General features: G+C 68.5%; 19 protein-coding genes. 9 read left to right on the forward strand and 10 right to left on the reverse strand.

Annotated features, from left to right (window positions below; genetic code table 11):
- Positions 1-38 precede the first annotated feature (38 nt).
- Positions 39-1175 carry a serine/threonine-protein kinase gene (locus tag APZ21_RS25020; RefSeq protein WP_054815803.1) on the forward strand — a complete coding sequence of 379 codons (1137 nt, stop codon included), beginning with the start codon at positions 39-41 and terminating at the stop codon, positions 1173-1175.
- A gap of 3 nt (positions 1176-1178) precedes the next feature.
- On the opposite strand, the gene APZ21_RS25025 is transcribed toward APZ21_RS25020, so the two are convergent.
- Together APZ21_RS25025 and APZ21_RS25030 are read right to left on the reverse strand one after the other, a co-directional pair.
- Positions 1179-1814 carry a response regulator gene (locus APZ21_RS25025; protein ID WP_054815804.1) on the reverse strand — a complete coding sequence of 212 codons (636 nt, stop codon included), beginning with the start codon at positions 1812-1814 and terminating at the stop codon, positions 1179-1181.
- Between the two features lie 140 nt (positions 1815-1954).
- A complete protein-coding gene (locus tag APZ21_RS25030) occupies positions 1955-3331 on the reverse strand; it encodes a PspC domain-containing protein (RefSeq protein WP_082393440.1) in 1377 nt (458 codons plus the stop codon).
- A 217-nt stretch (positions 3332-3548) separates the two neighbouring features.
- Here APZ21_RS25030 and APZ21_RS25035 point away from each other — a divergent pair, with 217 nt between their 5' ends.
- From APZ21_RS25035 to APZ21_RS34400, 3 genes are all read left to right on the forward strand, one after another.
- Positions 3549-5120, forward strand: coding sequence for a PspC domain-containing protein (locus APZ21_RS25035; protein WP_054815735.1), 1572 nt, complete (start codon positions 3549-3551; stop codon positions 5118-5120).
- On the forward strand, positions 5113-5307 hold the full coding sequence (locus APZ21_RS25040) for a hypothetical protein (RefSeq protein WP_054815736.1): 195 nt from the start codon (positions 5113-5115) through the stop codon (positions 5305-5307). The genes APZ21_RS25035 and APZ21_RS25040 overlap by 8 nt, the downstream gene beginning before the upstream one ends.
- An 83-nt stretch (positions 5308-5390) precedes the next feature.
- Entirely contained in the window at positions 5391-5549 is a 159-nt protein-coding gene (locus APZ21_RS34400; RefSeq protein ID WP_156371322.1) for a hypothetical protein, read from the forward strand.
- A gap of 40 nt (positions 5550-5589) precedes the next feature.
- On the opposite strand, the gene guaA is transcribed toward APZ21_RS34400, so the two are convergent.
- The gene (guaA, locus tag APZ21_RS25045) at positions 5590-7161 is read right to left on the reverse strand and encodes a glutamine-hydrolyzing GMP synthase (RefSeq protein WP_054815737.1); all 1572 of its coding nucleotides are present in this window, start codon (positions 7159-7161) and stop codon (positions 5590-5592) included.
- A 133-nt stretch (positions 7162-7294) separates the two neighbouring features.
- On the opposite strand from guaA, the gene APZ21_RS25050 reads away from it, so the two are divergent.
- Positions 7295-8155, forward strand: coding sequence for an alpha/beta fold hydrolase (locus APZ21_RS25050; protein WP_082393441.1), 861 nt, complete (start codon positions 7295-7297; stop codon positions 8153-8155).
- Here the strand turns inward: APZ21_RS25050 and APZ21_RS25055 are convergent.
- Both APZ21_RS25055 and guaB read right to left on the reverse strand, forming a co-directional pair.
- On the reverse strand, positions 8139-9326 hold the full coding sequence (locus APZ21_RS25055; protein WP_054815738.1) for a GuaB3 family IMP dehydrogenase-related protein: 1188 nt from the start codon (positions 9324-9326) through the stop codon (positions 8139-8141). The genes APZ21_RS25050 and APZ21_RS25055 overlap by 17 nt on opposite strands.
- A gap of 406 nt (positions 9327-9732) precedes the next feature.
- On the reverse strand, positions 9733-11277 hold the full coding sequence (gene guaB / locus APZ21_RS25060) for an IMP dehydrogenase (protein ID WP_082393442.1): 1545 nt from the start codon (positions 11275-11277) through the stop codon (positions 9733-9735).
- Between the two features lie 239 nt (positions 11278-11516).
- On the opposite strand from guaB, the gene APZ21_RS25065 reads away from it, so the two are divergent.
- Positions 11517-11927, forward strand: a complete 411-nt coding sequence (locus tag APZ21_RS25065) for a DUF5319 domain-containing protein (protein WP_040704598.1) — start codon at positions 11517-11519, stop codon at positions 11925-11927.
- A gap of 183 nt (positions 11928-12110) precedes the next feature.
- Here APZ21_RS25065 and APZ21_RS25070 read toward each other — a convergent pair whose 3' ends face one another.
- The 3 genes from APZ21_RS25070 to APZ21_RS25080 form a co-directional block, all read right to left on the reverse strand.
- The gene (locus APZ21_RS25070) at positions 12111-13190 is read right to left on the reverse strand and encodes an anti-sigma-D factor RsdA (protein WP_082393443.1); all 1080 of its coding nucleotides are present in this window, start codon (positions 13188-13190) and stop codon (positions 12111-12113) included.
- Positions 13183-13761, reverse strand: a complete 579-nt coding sequence (locus tag APZ21_RS25075) for a sigma-70 family RNA polymerase sigma factor (RefSeq protein ID WP_054815807.1) — start codon at positions 13759-13761, stop codon at positions 13183-13185. The genes APZ21_RS25070 and APZ21_RS25075 overlap by 8 nt, the downstream gene beginning before the upstream one ends.
- A gap of 143 nt (positions 13762-13904) precedes the next feature.
- On the reverse strand, positions 13905-14828 hold the full coding sequence (locus APZ21_RS25080; RefSeq protein ID WP_054815740.1) for a hypothetical protein: 924 nt from the start codon (positions 14826-14828) through the stop codon (positions 13905-13907).
- Between the two features lie 626 nt (positions 14829-15454).
- Between APZ21_RS25080 and APZ21_RS25085 the strand changes: the two genes are divergently transcribed.
- The 3 genes from APZ21_RS25085 to APZ21_RS25095 all read left to right on the forward strand — a co-directional run bounded on the left by APZ21_RS25085 (position 15455) and on the right by APZ21_RS25095 (position 17032).
- Entirely contained in the window at positions 15455-15748 is a 294-nt protein-coding gene (locus APZ21_RS25085) for a WhiB family transcriptional regulator (RefSeq protein WP_054815741.1), read from the forward strand.
- Positions 15749-16230: 482 nt separating this feature from the next.
- Entirely contained in the window at positions 16231-16794 is a 564-nt protein-coding gene (locus APZ21_RS25090; RefSeq protein WP_174553578.1) for a sigma-70 family RNA polymerase sigma factor, read from the forward strand.
- Between the two features lies 1 nt (position 16795).
- The gene (locus tag APZ21_RS25095; RefSeq protein ID WP_054815743.1) at positions 16796-17032 is read left to right on the forward strand and encodes a hypothetical protein; all 237 of its coding nucleotides are present in this window, start codon (positions 16796-16798) and stop codon (positions 17030-17032) included.
- Between the two features lie 121 nt (positions 17033-17153).
- Here APZ21_RS25095 and groL read toward each other — a convergent pair whose 3' ends face one another.
- Both groL and groES read right to left on the reverse strand, forming a co-directional pair.
- Positions 17154-18764, reverse strand: a complete 1611-nt coding sequence (groL, locus tag APZ21_RS25100) for a chaperonin GroEL (protein WP_054815744.1) — start codon at positions 18762-18764, stop codon at positions 17154-17156.
- A 109-nt stretch (positions 18765-18873) separates the two neighbouring features.
- The gene (gene groES / locus APZ21_RS25105; protein WP_040704586.1) at positions 18874-19176 is read right to left on the reverse strand and encodes a co-chaperone GroES; all 303 of its coding nucleotides are present in this window, start codon (positions 19174-19176) and stop codon (positions 18874-18876) included.
- Positions 19177-19396 lie beyond the last annotated feature (220 nt).

A 19396-nucleotide genomic window follows, 5' to 3' on the forward strand; every position in this document is an offset into this window, starting at 1 on the left:
GAGACACAGCCAATGCAGATTCCGATACCCTGCATGCCATGATCGATCGCCCTCGTCCCAATGTCGGCCCCGAATATCTGGTCGCAGGCCGCTACCGCCTGAAGTCCAAGCTCGGCGGCGGTGGTATGGGCGCGGTGTGGCTCGCGCACGACCGCCTGCTCGATCGCGAGGTCGCTATCAAACAGGTGCTGTCCACCGCCGATCTGCCCGAGGCCGAGGCGGCTCGGGTGCGCGATCAGATCATGCACGAGGGCCGGGTCGCGGCGAAGCTGTCGCACGATCACGCCATCGCCGTATACGACGTGGCGCTGGAGGCGGGTGAACCCTGGCTGGTCATGGAGCATTTACCGTCGCGAAGTGTGGCGCGGGCGCTGGGGCTGGTCGATACATTGCCCGTGATCGAGGTCGCCCAGATCGGGGCGCAGGTCGCGGACGCGCTGGCGGCGGCGCATTCGGTCGGCATCGTGCACCGCGACATCAAGCCGGGCAATATCCTTGTCGCCGACCGCGGTCCGGGTGTCGGTCTGGCCAAGCTGAGCGACTTCGGTATCTCCCGGGGTGCGGGCGATCTGTCGGAGGAGCCGGACGGCGTCATCACCGGTACGCCCGCCTATCTGCCGCCGGAGGTGGCGCGCGGGGGGCGGCCGACCGAGGCCAGCGACGTATTCTCCCTGGGCGCGACGCTGTACACCGCTATCGAGGGGCAGCCGCCGTTCGGGCTGGACGAGGACAGCGATGTCCTGGTGCAGCGGGCGGCCATGGCGCAGATCATCCCGCCGACCCGCAGCGGCGTGCTCACCAATGCGCTGCTGCACATGATGGAACCCGCGCCGCAGCGCAGGCCGACGATGGCCGAGGCGCGTGACGAGATCCTCACCGCCGCTTTCGGTCCCGGTACCGGGCCCTATATTCTCGGCGCGCCGGTGCGCACCGAGGACGGCACGATTCCGGCGTGGGCGGCCCGCAATTCGGCGTCCGGTCTGCGCAGCCCGCATTCCGCGCCGCTGCCACGCCCGCAGCGTCAGCAGCCCGCGCGCCCCGCCGCCGCGTCCGTCGCGCGGCAGCTCGGTCAACGCGCACAGGGCGATTCGTCGAGCAACGCGCCGTTGGCCATCGCCATCGGCCTGCTCATCGGACTGGTCATCGTCATCGCGATCCTGGTCGCGGTGATGTAGGGCTCAGTCGATTCGGCGGCGGTGTGCCCAGCGGGTCAGCGCATTTCGATTGGACTGCTGGGTCTTGCGCAGCACATTGGAGGCGTGGGTCTCCACGGTTTTGACCGAGATGTAGAGGTTCTCGGCGATCTCGCGGTAGGTGTAGCCGCGCGCGAGCAGCCGCAGCACCTCGAGTTCGCGGGGTGTGAGCGAATCGAGTTCGGGGTCGAGCGGCGGTTCCGGCGCCGGTGAGCGCCCGGTGAAGGAGTCGAGGACGAATCCGGCCAGGCGCGGACTGAACACCGCGTCACCGCCCGCGACGCGGCGGATGCCGTCGGCGAGTTCGGATCCCGAGATCGTCTTGGTGACGTAGCCGCGCGCGCCCGCGCGGATCACCGCGATCACGTCCTCGGCGGCGTCGGACACGCTCAGTGCCAGGCAGACCGGTCCGTCCTCGATTCCGTAGAGCACCGCGACCCCGCCGCCGTCGGGCATGTGCACATCCAGCAGCACCACATCGGGCCGCGCCGCCGCGATACCCGCGATGGCCTCGGCCACCCCGCCTGCTTCGCCGACCACCTCCATATCGGGTTCACGACTCAGCTCCGCTCGCACACCCGACCGGAACACGGCGTGATCATCGACGAGAAAGACCCGCACGCTCACCTACTTCTCCTTACTTCGGTGGATCTCGTCCACCCGGACCCGCGACCGCCCGCGGACGATCGCACACCATCGGTATCACACCCGACGCGCCCGCCGCCCGTCTCGATCCGCCTCCCGTCCCCCACGGGTCACGATCAGGGGCGAACCGGCTCCGGTTCCACCGCGGCGGTGTCGGCCGGGGCGGCGGCGTCGGCGGCGTCGGTGCGCGGCATGGTGATGCGCACCTCGGTGCCGCGGCCGGGGGTGGACAGGATCTCGACCTGTCCACCGCGGCGTTCGATGCGGCCGCGAATGGATTTGGACAGGCCCTGGCGGTCGTGGGGGACGGCGTCGAGGTCGAAACCCGCGCCGCGGTCGCGCACGAAGATGCTCACCTGATGCGGTTCGGCCTCGGCGAACAGGTCGATATTCGGCACGCCCGCGTGTTTGGCCGCGTTCACCATCGCCTCGCGACTCGCGCCGAGCAAGGCGGTGAAATGCTCCTTGGGTAGGCCGCTGCCGGTGTCACCGGTATCCATGGACACATCGCCCACGGTCACGGGCGTGACCTGCACGCCGTGCTGATCCTCGACCTCGCCCGCGATGGTGCGCAGCGCCGCGGCCAGACTCGACTGGGCCGGACCCGCGTCTTCGAACAGCCATTTGCGCAGTTCACGCTCCTGACTGCGGGCCAGCCTTGTCACCTCCTGCGGATCATCGGCCTGCCGCTGGATGAGCGCGAGCGTCTGGAGGACGGAATCGTGCAGGTGCGAGGCGATCTCCTCGCGCTCCTCGTTGCGGATGCGGGCGGCCCGTTCGGCGTTCAGCGCGCGCACCATGCGCAGCCACAGCGGCACCGTCAGCAGTCCCGCCCCGACCAGCGTGACACCCACCGCGACCAGCGCGGACCCGAGCGATCCCAGATCGATCCTGGCCAGCACCACCACGCCGAGTCCGAGCACGATCATGGTGGCGCCCGCGACGATGCGGGCCCATGTCACCACCGACGGCCGCGCGGGCAGACCGAGCAGCGACCGCGGGCCGTCGGCGTCGTATTCGCGCCAGACCAGCGCCGCGCCGAGAGCGACCACCACGATCGGGACGATGATCTTGGCCGCGACTGTCCCGCTCATCAGCCACGACACCGCCACGGCGAGTCCGAGTCCGAGCAGCGCCAGACCTACCGCCTGCCTGCGCTCGGCGGCCGAGGCGCGCGCCGAATCGGTGCCGCCCGGTGTGAAGATCCACAGCAGCGCGTAGGCGGCGATACCCGCGCCCGCCAGCGCCGATAGCAGCACGAAGACCATGCGGACGGTGAAGACGTCGAGTCCGAGATGGTCGGCGACACCGCCCGCGACACCGCCGACGATGCGCCCGCCCGATCGCCGGACCAGCCGCACCTGCGGCTGCGGACCCAGATCCAGCACCGGCGCCGTCCCGCGCGCGGGGCCGAACCCGAATATCGTCCCCGGATCGGGCCGCGGCCCCGCCGGCCCGCGGGCAGCGTCGGACACAGGAACAGTCGGGTACATATCTCCGATACTGGCACGTCCGGCATCCGGGGGGCATCAGGATTCACCCTGAACTCGCCGCGTGCCGCGACCCGCTGTCCTCGTCGCCGATCCGGTCGAGACTGGCCCTGACGTCCACGCCTGCGTCATCTCCTCCGACTCGGCCGGACCCCGCCGGGCGTATCGGGAGCGGAATCAGGGTTCCCCCCGATGCGCATCGGCGCGTTTTCGGCCGACCATGGAGACCATGACGAGAACGAGCTTCGGCGATCAACTCCAGCAGATGTGGCACACGCGGCCCGTCCGGTTGCCGCGGCAGGGACCGGTCGCGGGTGTCGCGGCCGGTTTCGGCAGGCGTTACCACATCGACCCGGTCCTGATCCGGGTCGCCTTCGTGGTCTCGACGCTGTTCGGCGGAGCCGGAATCGTCCTGTACCTGCTGGCGTGGCTGCTGCTGAGTCAGGCGGGCGACGAGAATTCGGCGGCGGAATCGCTGTTCGGCAAGGGCGGCAGTTCGCAGTCGCCGACCAAGACCATCGTGCTGATCGTGGCGCTGGCCATCGCGGTCACCACGATGGGCCCGGTCGGCATGGGTCTGGCCGGATCCGGCGCGATCAGCCTCGCGCTCATGCTCGCGGGCTGGTGGATGCTGCACATGCGCACACCTCAGCCGCCGCCCGGCACCAGTCAGCTCGACAACGACACGGGCTTCGGCGGCCTCGGCTCCGACAGCGGCAGCTTCGACGGCGGACTCACCGCCACCGGATATCCGGGCGCGGTCTTCCCGTCCGGCACCGCGGGCAGCTTCTACGCACCGGACAATCCGATCTCGCCCGTGTACACGCCCTATACGAAGTTGCCGGACACCTACGTCCCGGACCCCGCGCCCCCGGCGACCGAACCGGCCACCGATACCGCGGCGCACGCATCACAGCCGACCGTCGATCTACGGAAGGGCGACGCCGCCACCGTGCTCGAACCAGGAGACTCCGCTCCCACGGAAGCCGACGAGGACCGTTCTGCCGAATCCTCCGACTCCGCGGCGCGGACCGCCCCGCCGGACGACGGCCCCGGTGGCGCGCCGTCGGTGGTCGAGGCCGCACCGCCGCGCACCGGCCACATTCCCGTCATGGCGGGCACGACACCGCCGTCCTGGGATCCGCTCGGTGTCGCCCCGCTGGCCTGGGATCTGCCCGAACCGACCCCGGCGCGCACGGTCGTCGCGCCGCCACCCGAACGCCCCCGCTCCCGCTACACCCCGGTCGTCATCGGCCTGGCCATCCTCGCCGCGGCCTGCGCGGGCGCGGCGGCCGCGTCCGGCGTCGAATGGATGACACCCGCCCGGATCGCCGCGGTGGCGCTGGCGGTGGTCGGCGTCGGACTCGTCGCGGGCGTCTTCCTGCGCCGCGGCGGGGGTTTGCTCGTGGTCACCGCGCCGCTGGCCGCCTTCGCCGTCGCCGCCTCGCTCATCGGCCCCATCGAATTCGACCGGACCGCGATGGGCGACCGCACCTGGACCCCGGCCACGATGGCCGACCTCGAAACCGACTACCACCTGTCCATGGGATCGGGAACACTCGACCTGCGGTCACTGCGCCTCACCGAGAACCGCACGGTGGACCTGTCCATCCGCATGGGCGAGGCCAGGGTGCTGCTGCCCGCCGATATGACCGTGCGCACCGTCTGCACGGTGAGCATGGGCGATCAGACCTGCCCCACCGGCGTCAGCGGTCCGAACACACCGGGCGCGCCGGTACTCGACCTGAACGTCGACGTCCGCATGGGAGAAGTGAGGGTGGAACGTGGCTGAGAACAAGCGCGGCCTGTCGATCTCGCAGCTGATCATCGGGTTGCTCGCCGTAGGGGTGAGCGTCTGCGTCCTCGCCGGATCCGGCACCGTCTCCGCGGTCGCCGCCCTCCCGCTCGGCTGGATCGTCGTGGTCGTCGCCATCGTCATCGGCGGCGCACTGGTGATCTCGCCCCGCGGACGTCGTTGACCCACGCGATATTTCGCTTCGACCTGCCATGACCCGCCCGACGCCGGACGGGTCACCCGCATCCGACAGCACGGAGATCCACGATGGCCGCACCGCAATCCGACCGCGACGACACCGAACCCCGACCGCGGCGGCCGACACCGCCGCAGCCGCCCCGGCTCGGCGGCATCCTGCTCGGCCAACTGGTCCTCGGCGGGACGCGGTCGCCGCGCCGCGAACCGGTGCGGCCCGCGCCCGAATGAGCCTGCGGCACAATCTATCCCGGAGCGCGCCTGCCGCGTGTCACTCCCATTCGATGGTGCCCGGCGGCTTGCTGGTCACATCGAGCACCACGCGGTTCACCTCGGCCACCTCGTTGGTGATACGGGTGGAGATGCGCTCGAGCACGTCGTAGGGCAGGCGGGTCCAGTCCGCGGTCATGGCGTCCTCACTGGACACCGGACGCAGCACGATCGGGTGACCGTATGTGCGGCCGTCGCCCTGCACGCCGACACTGCGCACATCGGCCAGCAGCACCACCGGGCACTGCCAGATCTGGCCGTCCAGATTCGCCGCCGTCAACTCCTCGCGGGCGATGGCATCGGCCTGGCGCAGGGTCTCGAGCCGATCACCGGTCACCTCGCCGACGATGCGGATGGCCAGCCCCGGGCCAGGGAACGGCTGGCGCGCGACGATCTCCTCCGGCAGACCCAGCTCGCGGCCGACCGCGCGCACCTCGTCCTTGAACAGCAGCCGCAGCGGTTCGACGAGTTCGAACTCCAGATCCTCGGGCAGACCGCCGACATTGTGGTGCGACTTGATATTCGCCGTCCCGGCACCGCCGCCGGACTCGACCACATCCGGATACAGCGTGCCCTGCACCAGGAATTCCACCGATGCGGCGGCATCGCCTTGTTCGGCCACGACCTCGCTCACCGCGTCCTCGAAGGAACGGATGAACTCGCGGCCGATGATCTTGCGCTTCTCCTCGGGATCGGTGACGCCCTTCAATTCACCGAGGAACTTCTCCACCGCGTCGACGGTCACCAGCTTCGCGCCGGTCGCGGCGACGAAATCCTGCTGCACCTGCTCGCGCTCCCCCGCCCGCAACAGACCGTGGTCGACGAAGACGCAGGTCAAACGGTCGCCGATGGCGCGCTGCACCAGGGCCGCGGCGACCGCGCTGTCCACACCGCCGGACAGACCGCAGATCGCGAAACCGTCGCCGATCCGCGCGCGCACCGACTCGACCAGCGACTCGGCGATATTGGCCGGGGTCCAGGTGGCGGGAATGCCCGCGATCTCGTGCAGGAACCGGCTCAGCACCTGCTGACCGTGCGGCGAATGCAGCACCTCGGGGTGGTACTGCACACCCGCCAACCGCCGGGCGCGGTCCTCGAACGCGGCGACCGGGGCGCCCGCGGTGGTGCCGGTGACCTCGAACCCGGCGGGCGCGTCGGTGACCGCGTCACCGTGACTCATCCACACCGGCTGAATGGTCGGCAGACCACCGTGCAGCACACCGCCGTCGATATTGAGTTCGGTACGGCCGTATTCGCGGGTGCCGGTGTGCGCGACGGTGCCGCCGAGCGCCTGCGCCATCGCCTGGAATCCGTAACAGATGCCGAAGACCGGCACGTCGATATCGAAGAGCCGCTTATCCAGCTGCGGCGCGCCCTCGGCGTACACGCTGGCGGGACCGCCGGACAGAACAACCGCGAGCGGCTGTTTCTCCTCGATCTCCTCGACCGTCATGGTGTGCGGGATCACCTCGGAGTAGACACTCGCTTCACGAACCCGCCGAGCGATCAGCTGGGCGTATTGAGCGCCGAAGTCGATGACGAGGACCGGTCTCTGGGATTCTGCCACCGCCATAGTCTAGTGAGCCGACCCGGCGCTCGATCAGCGGGCACGAGCCCGGTGACCTGGGCGCGAACGCCGACGGAAAACCTGAGCGAGCCGGCGAATCCCGCGGCGCGCGCCCGCGCCGCTCGTTATCCTCGAGCACGTGCCATTCGCCCGCGCGATCGACGCCGACATCCACTTCGAGGACAGCGGCGGAGACGGCCCCCCGGTGCTACTGGCGCACGAATTCTTCATGGACCGCACCATGTTCGCCTCGCAGATGGCCGCGCTCGCGCCCGATTACCGCATCGTCACCTGGGACGCGCGCGGCCACGGCCGCACCAAGGACCAAGGGCTGCCTTTCACCTACTGGACCGCCGCCCGCGACGCGCTGACCATCCTCGACCACCTCGGCGCCGAACGCGCCGTCATCGGCGGCACCGCCCAGGGCGGATTCACCGCGCTGCGCGCCGCGCTCATCGCACCGGAACGGGTCTCGGCGCTCATCCTCATCGGCACCGAAGCACACGGCCCGACCAGCGAGCAATCCGCCGCGACCCAGGAATTCCTCGACGAGTGGTACGACGACGAATCCCGCCGCGACGCGGTGAAACGCTTGGCGCACTGGCTGATCGGCGACGACGATTGGTACTGCGGCATCTGGACCAGACGGTGGATGCGGCGCGAACCCGAGAGCATCGAAGTCGCGGCGGGCTGTCTGCTCAGCCGCGAATCCGTCCTCGACCGCCTGCGCGAGATCACCTGCCCCGCGCTGGTCATCCACGCCACCGACAGCGGCATACCGCATGAACGCGCCCACCGGCTGGCCCAGGGATTACGCGCGGCCACCTACGTGGAGATCGCGGGCGCGCGCCTGGCCGCGACCATGACCCACCCGGAACCGGTGAACCACGCCATCCGAGAATTCCTGCGCGACAACGTCGCATCCGACCGCCCCGCCGCCAAACGCGCGACGGTCAGCGCGCACCGGCGCGGCGACGATACCGTCAAGCGCGGACGCTGAGCCCCACCTTCTGGAACTCCTTCAGATCCGAATAGCCGGCCTTGGCCATCGAGCGCCGCAGTCCGCCAACCAGATTCAACGAACCGAACGGATCGTCGGACGGCCCGAACAGCACCCGCTCGAGATTCGGCCGTACCGGCTCACCGGCGCTCTCACCGCCAAGATCCCACGGATCATCGACATGCAGCATGGAACCGCGCGGCACCGACGGATGCGCCGCCGCCGAGGGCCAGTACCAACCCCGGCCCGGGGCCTCGGCCGCCACCGCCAGCGGCACGCCGAGCATTACCGCGTCCGCGCCGCAGGCGATCGACTTCGCCAGATGACCCGAAGTCGCGACATCGCCGTCCGCGATCACGTGCACGTAACGGCCACCGGTCTCGTCCAGGTAGTCGCGCCGCGCCGCCGCCGCATCCGCGATCGCCGTCGCCATCGGCACCCCGATACCCAGTACCTCACCGGTGGTCGTCGCACCCGGATACGAGCCGTAACCGACGATCACACCCGCCGCGCCGGTGCGCATCAGATGCAGCGCGGTGCGGTGATCGCTCACCCCGCCCGCCACCACCGGCACATCCAACTCGGCGATGAAGGTCTTCAGATTCAGCGGCTCGCCCTCGGCGCCCTCCGCGGCATTCGAGGCGCTCACATGTTCGGCCGAAATGATCGTGCCGTGCACCACCAGCAGGTCGATGCCCGCCTGCACCAGTGCCGGCGTCAAGGTGCGGGCATTCTGCGGACTCACCCGCACCGCCACCGTCACACCCGCGGCACGCACCTCCGCCACCGCGGCGGCCAGCAGATCCGGCTGCATCGGCGCGGCGTGCAACTCCTGTAGTAACGCGACCGCACGCTCGTAGCCACCCTTGCCGACCAATTCCAGCAACTGGTCGATCTTGCCCTCGACGTCGGCGTGCCGCGCCCACAGGCCCTCGCCGTTGATCACGCCCAAACCACCAAGACGTCCCAACTCCACGGCGAACCGAGGCGAAACCAGCGCGTCGGTCGGATGCGACAGGAACGGAATGTCGAACCGGTAGGCATCCAACTGCCAGGACAACGACACCTGCTTCGACGAGCGGGTACGCCGCGACGGAACGATATCGACATCGTCCAGTTCATAGGTCCGCCGAGCGGTCCGGCCCATGCCGATCTCGACCATGTCGCGCACAGTGTCCTCCTGTATCTATGGCGGCGCCTTCGGCGCCGCGGGTTCGCGGCCCCTTGTGTCTCGCGTCCGAGGGGCCGCGACTCGTGACTGCGTCACATGGTCGCGGCTCCTCGGACGCGAGACGGCCGCGAACGGTCGCTCGTAAGGCTCGCTCCGTGCGGGGCCGGGTTCGTGGGGGGATGTCGCGTGTTCGGTTACCCCGGGTGGGCGAGACGGTTGCTTGTCGTTCTCGCTCCGGGCGGGGCTCGGTTGGGGGCGCGCCGGAACGCACAGAGTCAATAATGCACCGGGCCGGGGTGCCTGTACACGCAGGTGAGCCGCTCGAGTGTCGCAAAGGGGCGACCGCGTGTACGGGCACCGAAGGATCGCCTCCTGGGCGTTCCGAGCGTGTTCGGAGGCGGACCCGTCAGCCTCGGCCGGTGTAGTTGGGGGCCTCCACCGTCATGGTGATGTCGTGGGGGTGGCTTTCCTTCAGGCCCGCGGCGGTGATCTGGACGAACTGGGCCTCTTGCAGATGGGGGATGTTCTGCGAGCCCGTGTAGCCCATGGCGGCGCGCAGACCGCCCACCAGCTGGTGGATCACCTGGTTGACGGGACCGCGGAAAGGCACGCGGCCCTCGATGCCCTCGGGGACGAGTTTGTCCTCGGCCAAGACGTCGTCCTGGAAGTACCTGTCCTTCGAATACGACTTGGCCTGGCCGCGGCCCTGCATGGCCCCGAGCGAGCCCATACCCCGGTAGCTCTTGAACTGCTTGCCGCCCACCAGGATCAATTCGCCCGGCGACTCCGCGGTGCCCGCCAGCAGGGAACCGAGCATGACGGTGGACGCGCCCGCGGCGATGGCCTTGGCGATATCGCCGGAGAACTGGATGCCGCCGTCGGCGATCACGGGGACGCCGTGCGGCTTACAGGCGGTCACGGCCTCGAGGATCGCGGTGATCTGGGGGGCTCCGACGCCGGCGACCACGCGGGTGGTGCAGATGGAGCCGGGGCCGACACCGACCTTCACCGCGTCCGCGCCCGCTTCTATCAGCGCGAGAGCGCCTTCGCGGGTGGCCACATTGCCGCCGACGATCTGGATACGGTCGCCGACCTCGGTCTTGACCTTGGTGACCATTTGCAGCACACCGACCTGATGGCCGTGGGCGGTATCGACGACCAGCACGTCCACGCCCGCGTCGGCCAGATTCATGGCCCGCGACCAGCTGTCCTCGCCGACGCCGATGGCCGCGCCGACCAAAAGACGCCCGTCGCGGTCCTTGGTGGCGTGGGGATACTGATCGGTCTTGACGAAATCCTTGACGGTGATGAGGCCGCGCAGCCTGCCGTTGCCGTCGACGATGGGCAGCTTCTCCACCTTGTGGCGACGCAGCAGGCCGAGGGCGGCCTCGGCGGTGACGCCCTCCTGAGCGGTGATCAACGGCGCCTTGGTCATCACGTCGGCGACGCGGCGGTTCTGGTCGACCTCGAAACGCATGTCGCGGTTGGTGATGATGCCGACAAGCGCGCCGGTCTCGTCGACCACGGGCAGACCCGAGATGCGGAACCGGGCGCACATCGCGTCGACCTCGGCGAGCGTGTCGGTGGGGCGGCAGGTCACCGGATCGGTGACCATACCCGCCTCGGAACGCTTCACCGTCTCGACCTGCGCGGCCTGATCCGCGGCGGCGAGATTGCGGTGCAGTACGCCCATACCGCCCGCGCGCGCCATGGAGATAGCCATCCTGGCCTCGGTGACGGTGTCCATCGCCGAACTCACCAGGGGGGTGCGCAAACGGATCTCCCTGGTCAGCTGACTCGAGGTGTCCACCGAACTGGGGATGAGATCCGACGCGGCGGGCAGCAGCAACACATCGTCGAACGTGAGGCCGAGCATGGCGATCTTGTTCGGATCGTCGCCACCCGTATGGGGGCGGACTGCGATTCGTTCGCCCGTTACGGGATTACTCATTCGGATCGACCCCTCCTGGACTTCCAAAGCGAGAGACGCCGGAAGGACCGGCGTCGCGCACGAACTGACGGGATGAAACGGCGGCGGCGACGACAAGTGTGTCGAACACTGGGCGGTGCCTGTGTCAATGGTATCTGGCCCGCAAACTCGGTCTCGACCGCGCCTCGGTGGCGCCCCGACGCGAAACTGGCACACCGCATCGCTGGCGCAGAGCGCCCTTTTCTGCGTACCGTGGGTGTGTGCGTGACCATCTACCACCTGGCTTGCCGCCGGATCCGTTCGCCGGAGACCCCTCCGACCCGTCCGCCGCGCTCGATGCCATCGAGCCCGGCGAACCGCTGGATCCCCACGAGCGCCTCGCGGTCGAGGAGGATCTCGCCGATCTCGCTGTCTACGAGGCGCTGCTGGCGCACCGCGGAATCCGCGGACTCGTGGTCAGCTGCGAGGACTGTAGGCAGGATCACTATCACGATTGGGACATGCTCCGGGCCAACCTGCTCCAATTGCTGGTCGACGGAACGGTCCGCCCACACGAGCCCGCCTATGATCCGACGCCGGAAGCCTATGTCACCTGGGATTACTGCCGGGGCTACGCGGACGCGTCGATGAACGAGGCGTTCCACGGCGACGGCTTCGACGGCTTCGACTGACATCTCCGCACCAGCGCGCTCTTCGGGCTTCGGGCTTCACTCCCGAACCCGGCGAACCCCGTGCAACCGGCGCGGCGTCCACCACGCACACCGAACCGCCGCCCCGAACGCGAGGGTTTCCCGTGACAAAGAAAAACCGATCGCCGTTACGGCGATCGGCGCTTTGTGCCCGCGAGCGTCGGTTCAGCTCGGCTTGCCGGGAAGGGTGAACGGGATCGACGGAATCGGAATCACGGTATTGGGAACCTGATTCGTGGGCGGGTTGGGAATCTCGGCACCACCGGTCGGCACGATCACCGTGGGCGACGTCACGGACGACGGCGGCTCCTGGGTGGGCGGTTCCTGGGTGACCGGCGTCTGCGTCGTGGCCGGTTCGGTGGGTTGCTGCTGTGTCGGGGACTGCGCGGAGGCCGTCGGCGGCTTGGGCGCCCCCGAGGTCTCGAGCGGAGCCTGCATGATCGACGGGCTCACCGTGGACTGACTCGCCGGTTGCGAACCGGGGGTGGTCGGCGTCGTGGTTCCGCCGCTGGAACCGGGAGTCGGCTTGGGTTCGGCGGTCTTGGTCATGGCCTCGATCTGATCGGCCAGTCCCGAATCCTTGGCGCGCAGCGCGGCGACCAGACGCTGCCAGTCGCTCTGCAACTTGGCGCGCTTGTCCTGATCGGTGACCTGGTCGACATTGGCCTGCGCCGCCTCGAGCTGCGCCTTCGCGGCGACCGGATCACCCTTGGCCAGCAACTGTTCGGCCTGGTCCATCTGAGTGTCGGCGCGGTTCACCACCGTGGTCTGGGCCTGTTCGCTGAACACGACCTCTTTGACCCGCCATAGCGGATTGCCGGGCTCGGCATTGTAGGAGAACGCCGTCAGGCCGCCGACGACCAAGGCCAACGCCGCGGCCGTGCCGAGGATCGGCCGGACCAGCCGCAATCGGCGGCTGCCATTGGCGCCCGCCCTGATATTGCGCGCGCCGATCTCCTGATTGACCGCGGCCACGACCGCGTCGAGATCGGGACCGCCCGGCAGCGCGGGTTCGATGAGTTCCGCACGCCAATCCGCGAGCAGTGCCGCGAGCTGGAACTCCTCGGAGGACTCGGTCTGCACCGGCCCGTCACTGGAGATGGCATCGATGAGCGCATCGTCACGACGAACCGCCGCGATGTCCACCGGCCCGGTATCACCGGAATCCCCGGCGTAGGGACCGCTGTTCCGCGATCCACGTTGCGCATTCCAGTCGCCTCGACCGCGCTCGCCATCCCTAGCCATACATTTCACCTGCCCTCGCCACTTGTGACTTGAGTTTCGCGAGTGCCCTGTGCTGGGCGACCCGTATCGCACCCGCCGTACTGCCCACGGCGACCGCGGTTTCTTCCGCTGACAGACCCATGACCAAGCGCAGAATCAAGATTTCCCGATGCTTTTCAGGAAGCGTGGCGAGCAGGCGATTCATCTGCCTGCTCGTTTCGGATTCGAGAGCTCTTTGTTCCGGCCCCTGGTCGGTGGATATGACATCTGGTACTTCGGACATCGCCTCCGCCTTGTTACGGGCGGCGTTTCGATGCGCGTCTGCGACCTTGTGCGATGCGATTCCGTATACGAAGGCCATGAAAGGCCTACCCTGGTCCTGATACCTGGGTAGGGCCGTCATCACGGCCAGACATACCTCCTGCGCAACGTCATCGGCGGAGAGCTGCCCACGCTCCGCCGCTCCGATTCGCGCGCGGCAGTATCGGACCACCAACGGGCGGATCAGCTCCAGTACCTGAGCTAAAGCGGATCTGTCGCCCTGCGCTGCGGCAGCGACGGCGAGGTCCAACTCTTCGCCCGTGTTCGTCATCGTCAGCGAGATTCCCGGCGTTACAAGTGACACAAGCCCGATGACCTGTGCTTCCGCCCGAGGACGGAACGGCTCTAACAATAGCGACACCGGCCACAACACTGGGCAAGACGGTCTGTTGTGGCTGCGACCTGCCCGTCCGCTCAGACAGAGCCCGCAGGTCGGAAGTGCCCGCCCCGTCCGGCAATCAATTCGCCACACGCCGCCGCCTCGGCCGCGGCGTCGGGGTCGGCGAGCCCGGCGCGCAGCATCGCGCACGCCCAGGCGAGCGGCATCAATTCGTGTTCCCGACACTGCCGGGCCACGCTGTCGGCGTATTCGGCCGCCTCGTCGAGGTCGCCACACGCCATCGCGGCCGCGGCGACGAGCAGGGCCGATTTGACGCGGTGCCGTACCGAGGGACAACGTTCGGCGAGATCCAGCGCGGCGCGGGCGCGCGGGCGCGCGTCCGCGGGTCTGCCCGCCGCCAAGGCGGTTTCGGCGCTCACCCAGTGCTCGCGGATCGTCGCGCGCGGACGTCCGACGGCGAACGGGCCGACACGGTCGAGCAGACGTTCGGCCAAGGCGATGCGGCCGGTGCCGATGGCGTCGGCCGCCAGACCCGTCAGCGCGTCGCACACCGCGTCGGTCGCGTCGGGCGGGGCGGCGAATTCGGCGAGGGTTACCGGTGACTCGGGTGCGCCGGGTGTCTTGGTTGAGACATCAGGGGCCGCGGGGGGCTCAGCAACCATCCGGTCGGTGAACGATCGGGGCGGCAACAAGGCCAGGGCGCGACCGTCGTACACTGCCGCCGCGGCGTGTCGCCCCAGTTGGCGCAACAACGATCCCTGGGCGCTGGCCGATAAGGACAACAGAACGGGATCGGCGGTCTCGGCCGGAATTCGCCGCAGTTGCGCTCGGGCGGCCGCGTAGAAACCCTGACCGCCCAGCACCACCGCCCGCAACCATCGATCGTGGGCGCCGCGCGCGGGCGGCAACTCGGCAGCGGCGATACCGGGCAGGTCCCCGAAGGCCGCCGCGAGCAGCGTCTCGCTACGGGCTTGTGGGAGCAGAGCTGGCACGAACACGGCGGCACTCTATACGGAGGCAGGCACCGCCGAGCCGGGACCCCGGGACCCCGAGACCGGCGAGCAACCTCGCAGCAGTTGTGGCGCGGATCGCGTGTTTCGATCAGGTAAATCTCGCGCGGGGATTGGCGGAGCTGCATCGATGCGAATTCACACGCGTTTCGCGCAATTAACCTGCACGCCCCGCTTCCGCCATCTGAGACGCACCAGATGGAAGCTTCCGCCGCGACCGCGGAGTAGCCCGACACCGCCCCGCTACCGCCCCAGCAATCGCGGTACTCGCCAGTATTGTCGCCACTACCTGCGGAAACACAATCAGGCTCAGGCCAGATTAGATCCCGCCGCCCATGAGTCAATCGACCAGTATTACCGGAGTCACCGTAAAAAGTAAACAGCAGGTAGGTTAAATCTCGCTGTTGAATATTTGGAAAACCGGTGCGTCGAACTATTGACGGAATTTCGCGGCCGGCCCTAACGTAGCTCATCGCCACGGTCGGCGCCGCGCGAAATTGCAGCGATCGAGAGGGGCGAGCCTCGGGCCGACCGCCGAACCGGCCGCGGTCCGATGATTTTGCAGAACCGACTGCTCGACAACGCTGACGAGCTCGCATCACGAGGAGTTCACCATGCCCATGCCGACCCACCTCCCCGGACCGAACGCCGATGTCTGGGATTGGCAGATGCGAGGCTCATGCCTCGGGCAGGATTCCGCGGTGTTCTTTCATCCCGACGGCGAGCGCGGCCGAGCCCGCACCGCCCGCGAGATGCGCGCCAAGGAGATCTGCCGCAGCTGCCCCGTACTCATGCAGTGCCGAAGCCACGCGCTGAAAGTCAGCGAGCCCTATGGCATCTGGGGCGGCATGTCGGAGACCGAGCGCGAGATGCACGCCCGGCGCAATCGGCGCCGCATGGCCGTGTAGAGCGCTTTTCGAGGAATCCGCCCATCCGTACGGAGCGGCGCGCCGAATGCCTAGCAAACAACCGGCCACTGAAATAACACCGAGCGAACACACCGGATAGCCCTCGAGAACATCACCGGCCGAACCTCCGGCGGCGCATCGGCGCCGGTTGTTCGAATCCGGCGCCGGCGCGCGAGCCACCACGGTCACCTCCGCGAACCCGCGCGTCGGCGGACACGAACCGCCGATATTCGATCCGACGTTCTCCACTGCCGTCAAGGCTTCACGGCGTGTCATCCGTGCCGCACACGGCGTGTCATCGATTCTCCAGGAAGTTGCTGAGCCACAGTCGGTTTGCTGACACCCCACCCGGAGGGAGGCGATAGCGGCGCGCTACGGTAGTGACCGATGACACAGAATGGAGCGTTGTGACAACGCGGTGGCCGGCCGCAGAGGGCGACTCGTTCCGTAGGGAAGCCATCCCACCGAGTGTGGATTCTGCGATGTCGGCTCGCGCCGCCGAAAGTATCGAGCTCGCCGCCCTCCTGCATCGTTGCGGTCGGGCCGACCAGCAAGCTTTCGCCGAACTGTACGACCGGACGTGCGCGCGCGTCTTCGGTCTGGTGCTCCGGGTCCTGCACGATCCGGGGTACGCGGAGGAGACCACCCAGGAGGTCTACCTCCAGATCTGGCGCACCGCGGCCAGCTTCGATCCCGCCAAGGGTTCCGCCGTGACGTGGCTGATGACCCTGGCCCACCGCCGCGCCGTCGACCGTGTCCGCGCCGAGCAGGCGCACACCCAGCGCGAGGTCGCCTATGGAATTCGGGTGCTTGGCAACGAATTCGACGAGGTCACCGAAGAAGTCGAGCGCAGACTCGAACAGGAGGCCGTCCTCGACGGTCTCGGAACCCTGACCCATACCCAGCGCGAGGCCATCTCGCTCGCCTATTACGGCGGGCGAACCTACGCTGAAGTAGCGACCTATTTGGGCGTTGGATTACCGACCGTTAAGTCCCGAATTCGGGACGGATTGACACGACTGAAGAAAAGTTTGGGGGTGACGTGAGATGAACGAAGCCATGATCGATCTCGCGCACGCCGTCGCGCTCGGATCGATCGGCGACGAAGACCATCACGCGGTACGAGAATTGCTCGACAGCGAGGACCCGGCGTTCGCCGAGGAGGTGCGGCGCACCGGCGACGTCCTGTCCGCACTCGCGGCGGTGACTGCCACACAGCCGCCCGCCGATCTGCGCGGCCGATTATTGACCGCCATCGCCGAGCAACCCCAGGTCGCGTCCTGACACTTCGCGCCACCGGCATTCGTCTCTCACGCAGCACCAGCGGCGGCCATCCATTTCCGGCAACCGCCACGGCAAAGGCCCCCGGATCACCGATCCGAGGGCCTTGTCCCGTTGGCGCGGGTCAGTGGCTGTGCCCGTGGTGGCCGTGATCGGCCTCCTGCTCGGCGGGCTTGTCCACGATGGCGCTCTCGGTGGTGAGCACCATGCGCGCGACCGAGGCCGCGTTCACGACGGCCGAGCGGGTCACCTTGACCGGGTCGACGACACCGTCGGTGAGCAGATCGCCGTAGGTGAGGGTGGCGGCGTTGAAGCCGTCCTTCCCCTCGGCGACCTTGCTGACCACGACCGAACCGTCGACGCCCGCGTTGGTGGCGATCCAGTACAGCGGCGCCTGCAACGCCACGCGCACCGCCTCGACGCCGACGGCCTTGTCGCCGGACAGCGAGTCGCGCAGTTCGACCAGCTTCGCCGCCGCCTGCACCAGCGCGGTGCCGCCGCCGGGGACGATGCCCTCCTCGACCGCCGCCTTGGCCGCGTTCACCGCGTCCTCGACCCGGTACTTGCGCTCCTTGAGCGCGGTCTCGGTGGCCGCGCCGACCTTGATCACCGCGACGCCGCCGGACAGCTTGGCCAGCCGCTCGGACAGCTTCTCGCGATCCCAGTCGGACTCGGTGGCCTCGATCTCACGGCGCAGCTGGTTGGCGCGCGCCTCGATGCCCTCGGTGGTGCCGCCACCGTCGATGATGGTGGTCTCGTCCTTGGTGACCACGACGCGGCGGGCCTTGCCGAGCACGTCGAGATCGGCCTCGCGCAGGCTGATGCCGAGATCGTTGTTGATCACGGTGGCCGCGGTGACGATGCCGAGGTCGTCGAGGAACGCCTTGCGGCGGTCACCGAAGAACGGCGCCTTGACCGCGACGGCCTTGATGGTCTTGCGGATGGAGTTGACCACAAGGGTGGACAGCGCCTCGCCTTCGACCTCCTCGGCGATGATCAGCACCGGCTTGCCGGATTCGGCGATCTTCTCCAGCAGCGGAAGCAGCTCGGGCAGCGAGCTGATCTTCTCCCGGTGCAGCAGGATGTAGGCGTCCTCGAGGACGGCCTGCTGGCTGTCGGCGTCGGTGATGAAGTACGGCGACAGGTAGCCCTTGTCGAACTGCACGCCCTCGGTGACGACGAGTTCGGTCTGCATCGTCGAGGATTCCTCGACGGTGACGACGCCGTCCTTGCCGACGGTGGTCAGCGCCTTGCCGACCATCGCGCCGATCTCCTCGTCACGCGAGGAGACGGTGGCGACCTGGGCGATGGCCTCCGCGCCGGAGACCGGGGTGGCCAGTCCGCGCAGCGTCTCGGAGACCGCGTCGGCGGCCAGCGCGATGCCCTGGCCGACCACGATGGGATTCGCGCCCGCCGCGACATTCTTCAGGCCGACCCGCACCAGCGCCTGGGCCAGCACGGTCGCGGTGGTGGTGCCGTCGCCCGCGACATCGTTGGTCTTGGTGGCGACGCTCTTGACCAGCTGGGCGCCGAGGTTCTCGAACGGATCCTCCAGCTCGATGTCGCGCGCGATGGTGACGCCGTCGTTGGTGACGGTCGGGCCGCCGAACGACTTCGCGAGCACGACATGCCTGCCGCGCGGGCCGAGGGTTACCTTGACGGCGTCGGCGAGCTTGTCGACACCGCGTTCCAGAGCCCGGCGAGCCTTCTCGTCGAACTCGATCTGCTTTGCCATAAGTCCTTTTCCTTGGATAGGCCTCGAACGACACTGCCCCGGCCCCGCTGTAGGGGAACCGGGGCAGTGTCGATACGACTCGATCCCGGCACGGCGGCCGGGACCACGGTCACTTGCTGACGACAGCCAGCACGTCGCGCGCGGAGAGGATCAGGTATTCCTCGCCCTGGTACTTGATCTCGGTGCCGCCGTACTTGCTGTAGATGACGGTGTCACCCTCCTGGACGTCCAGCGGGATGCGCTTCTCGCCCTCGTCGTCCCAGCGGCCGGGGCCGACGGCGACAACGGTGCCTTCCTGCGGCTTCTCCTTCGCCGTGTCCGGGATGACCAGGCCGGAGGCCGTCGTCGTCTCGGCCTCGTTGGCCTGGACGAGGATCTTGTCCTCGAGCGGCTTGATGTTCACGCTCGCCACGTTGAGCCCTCCACTTTCAGGGGATTTACGGTCGTCCGGAACTGTTGTCCCGGACCGTCGGTGTCGTGTTGTCTCGCGCGGCCGGAGGGCGTCGCCAACGGCCGTTCGATCTGACCCTGCGCATAGCCCCGTCGTCGCGGGTGCCGGGACCCCTGCTCAGTGGTCAAAGCTTGGCACCGCACATCTCGAGGTGCCAACTAGCACTCTATACAGGAGAGTG

The sequence above is a fragment of the Nocardia arizonensis genome (assembly GCF_001310275.1).
Classification (GTDB): domain Bacteria; phylum Actinomycetota; class Actinomycetes; order Mycobacteriales; family Mycobacteriaceae; genus Nocardia; species Nocardia arizonensis.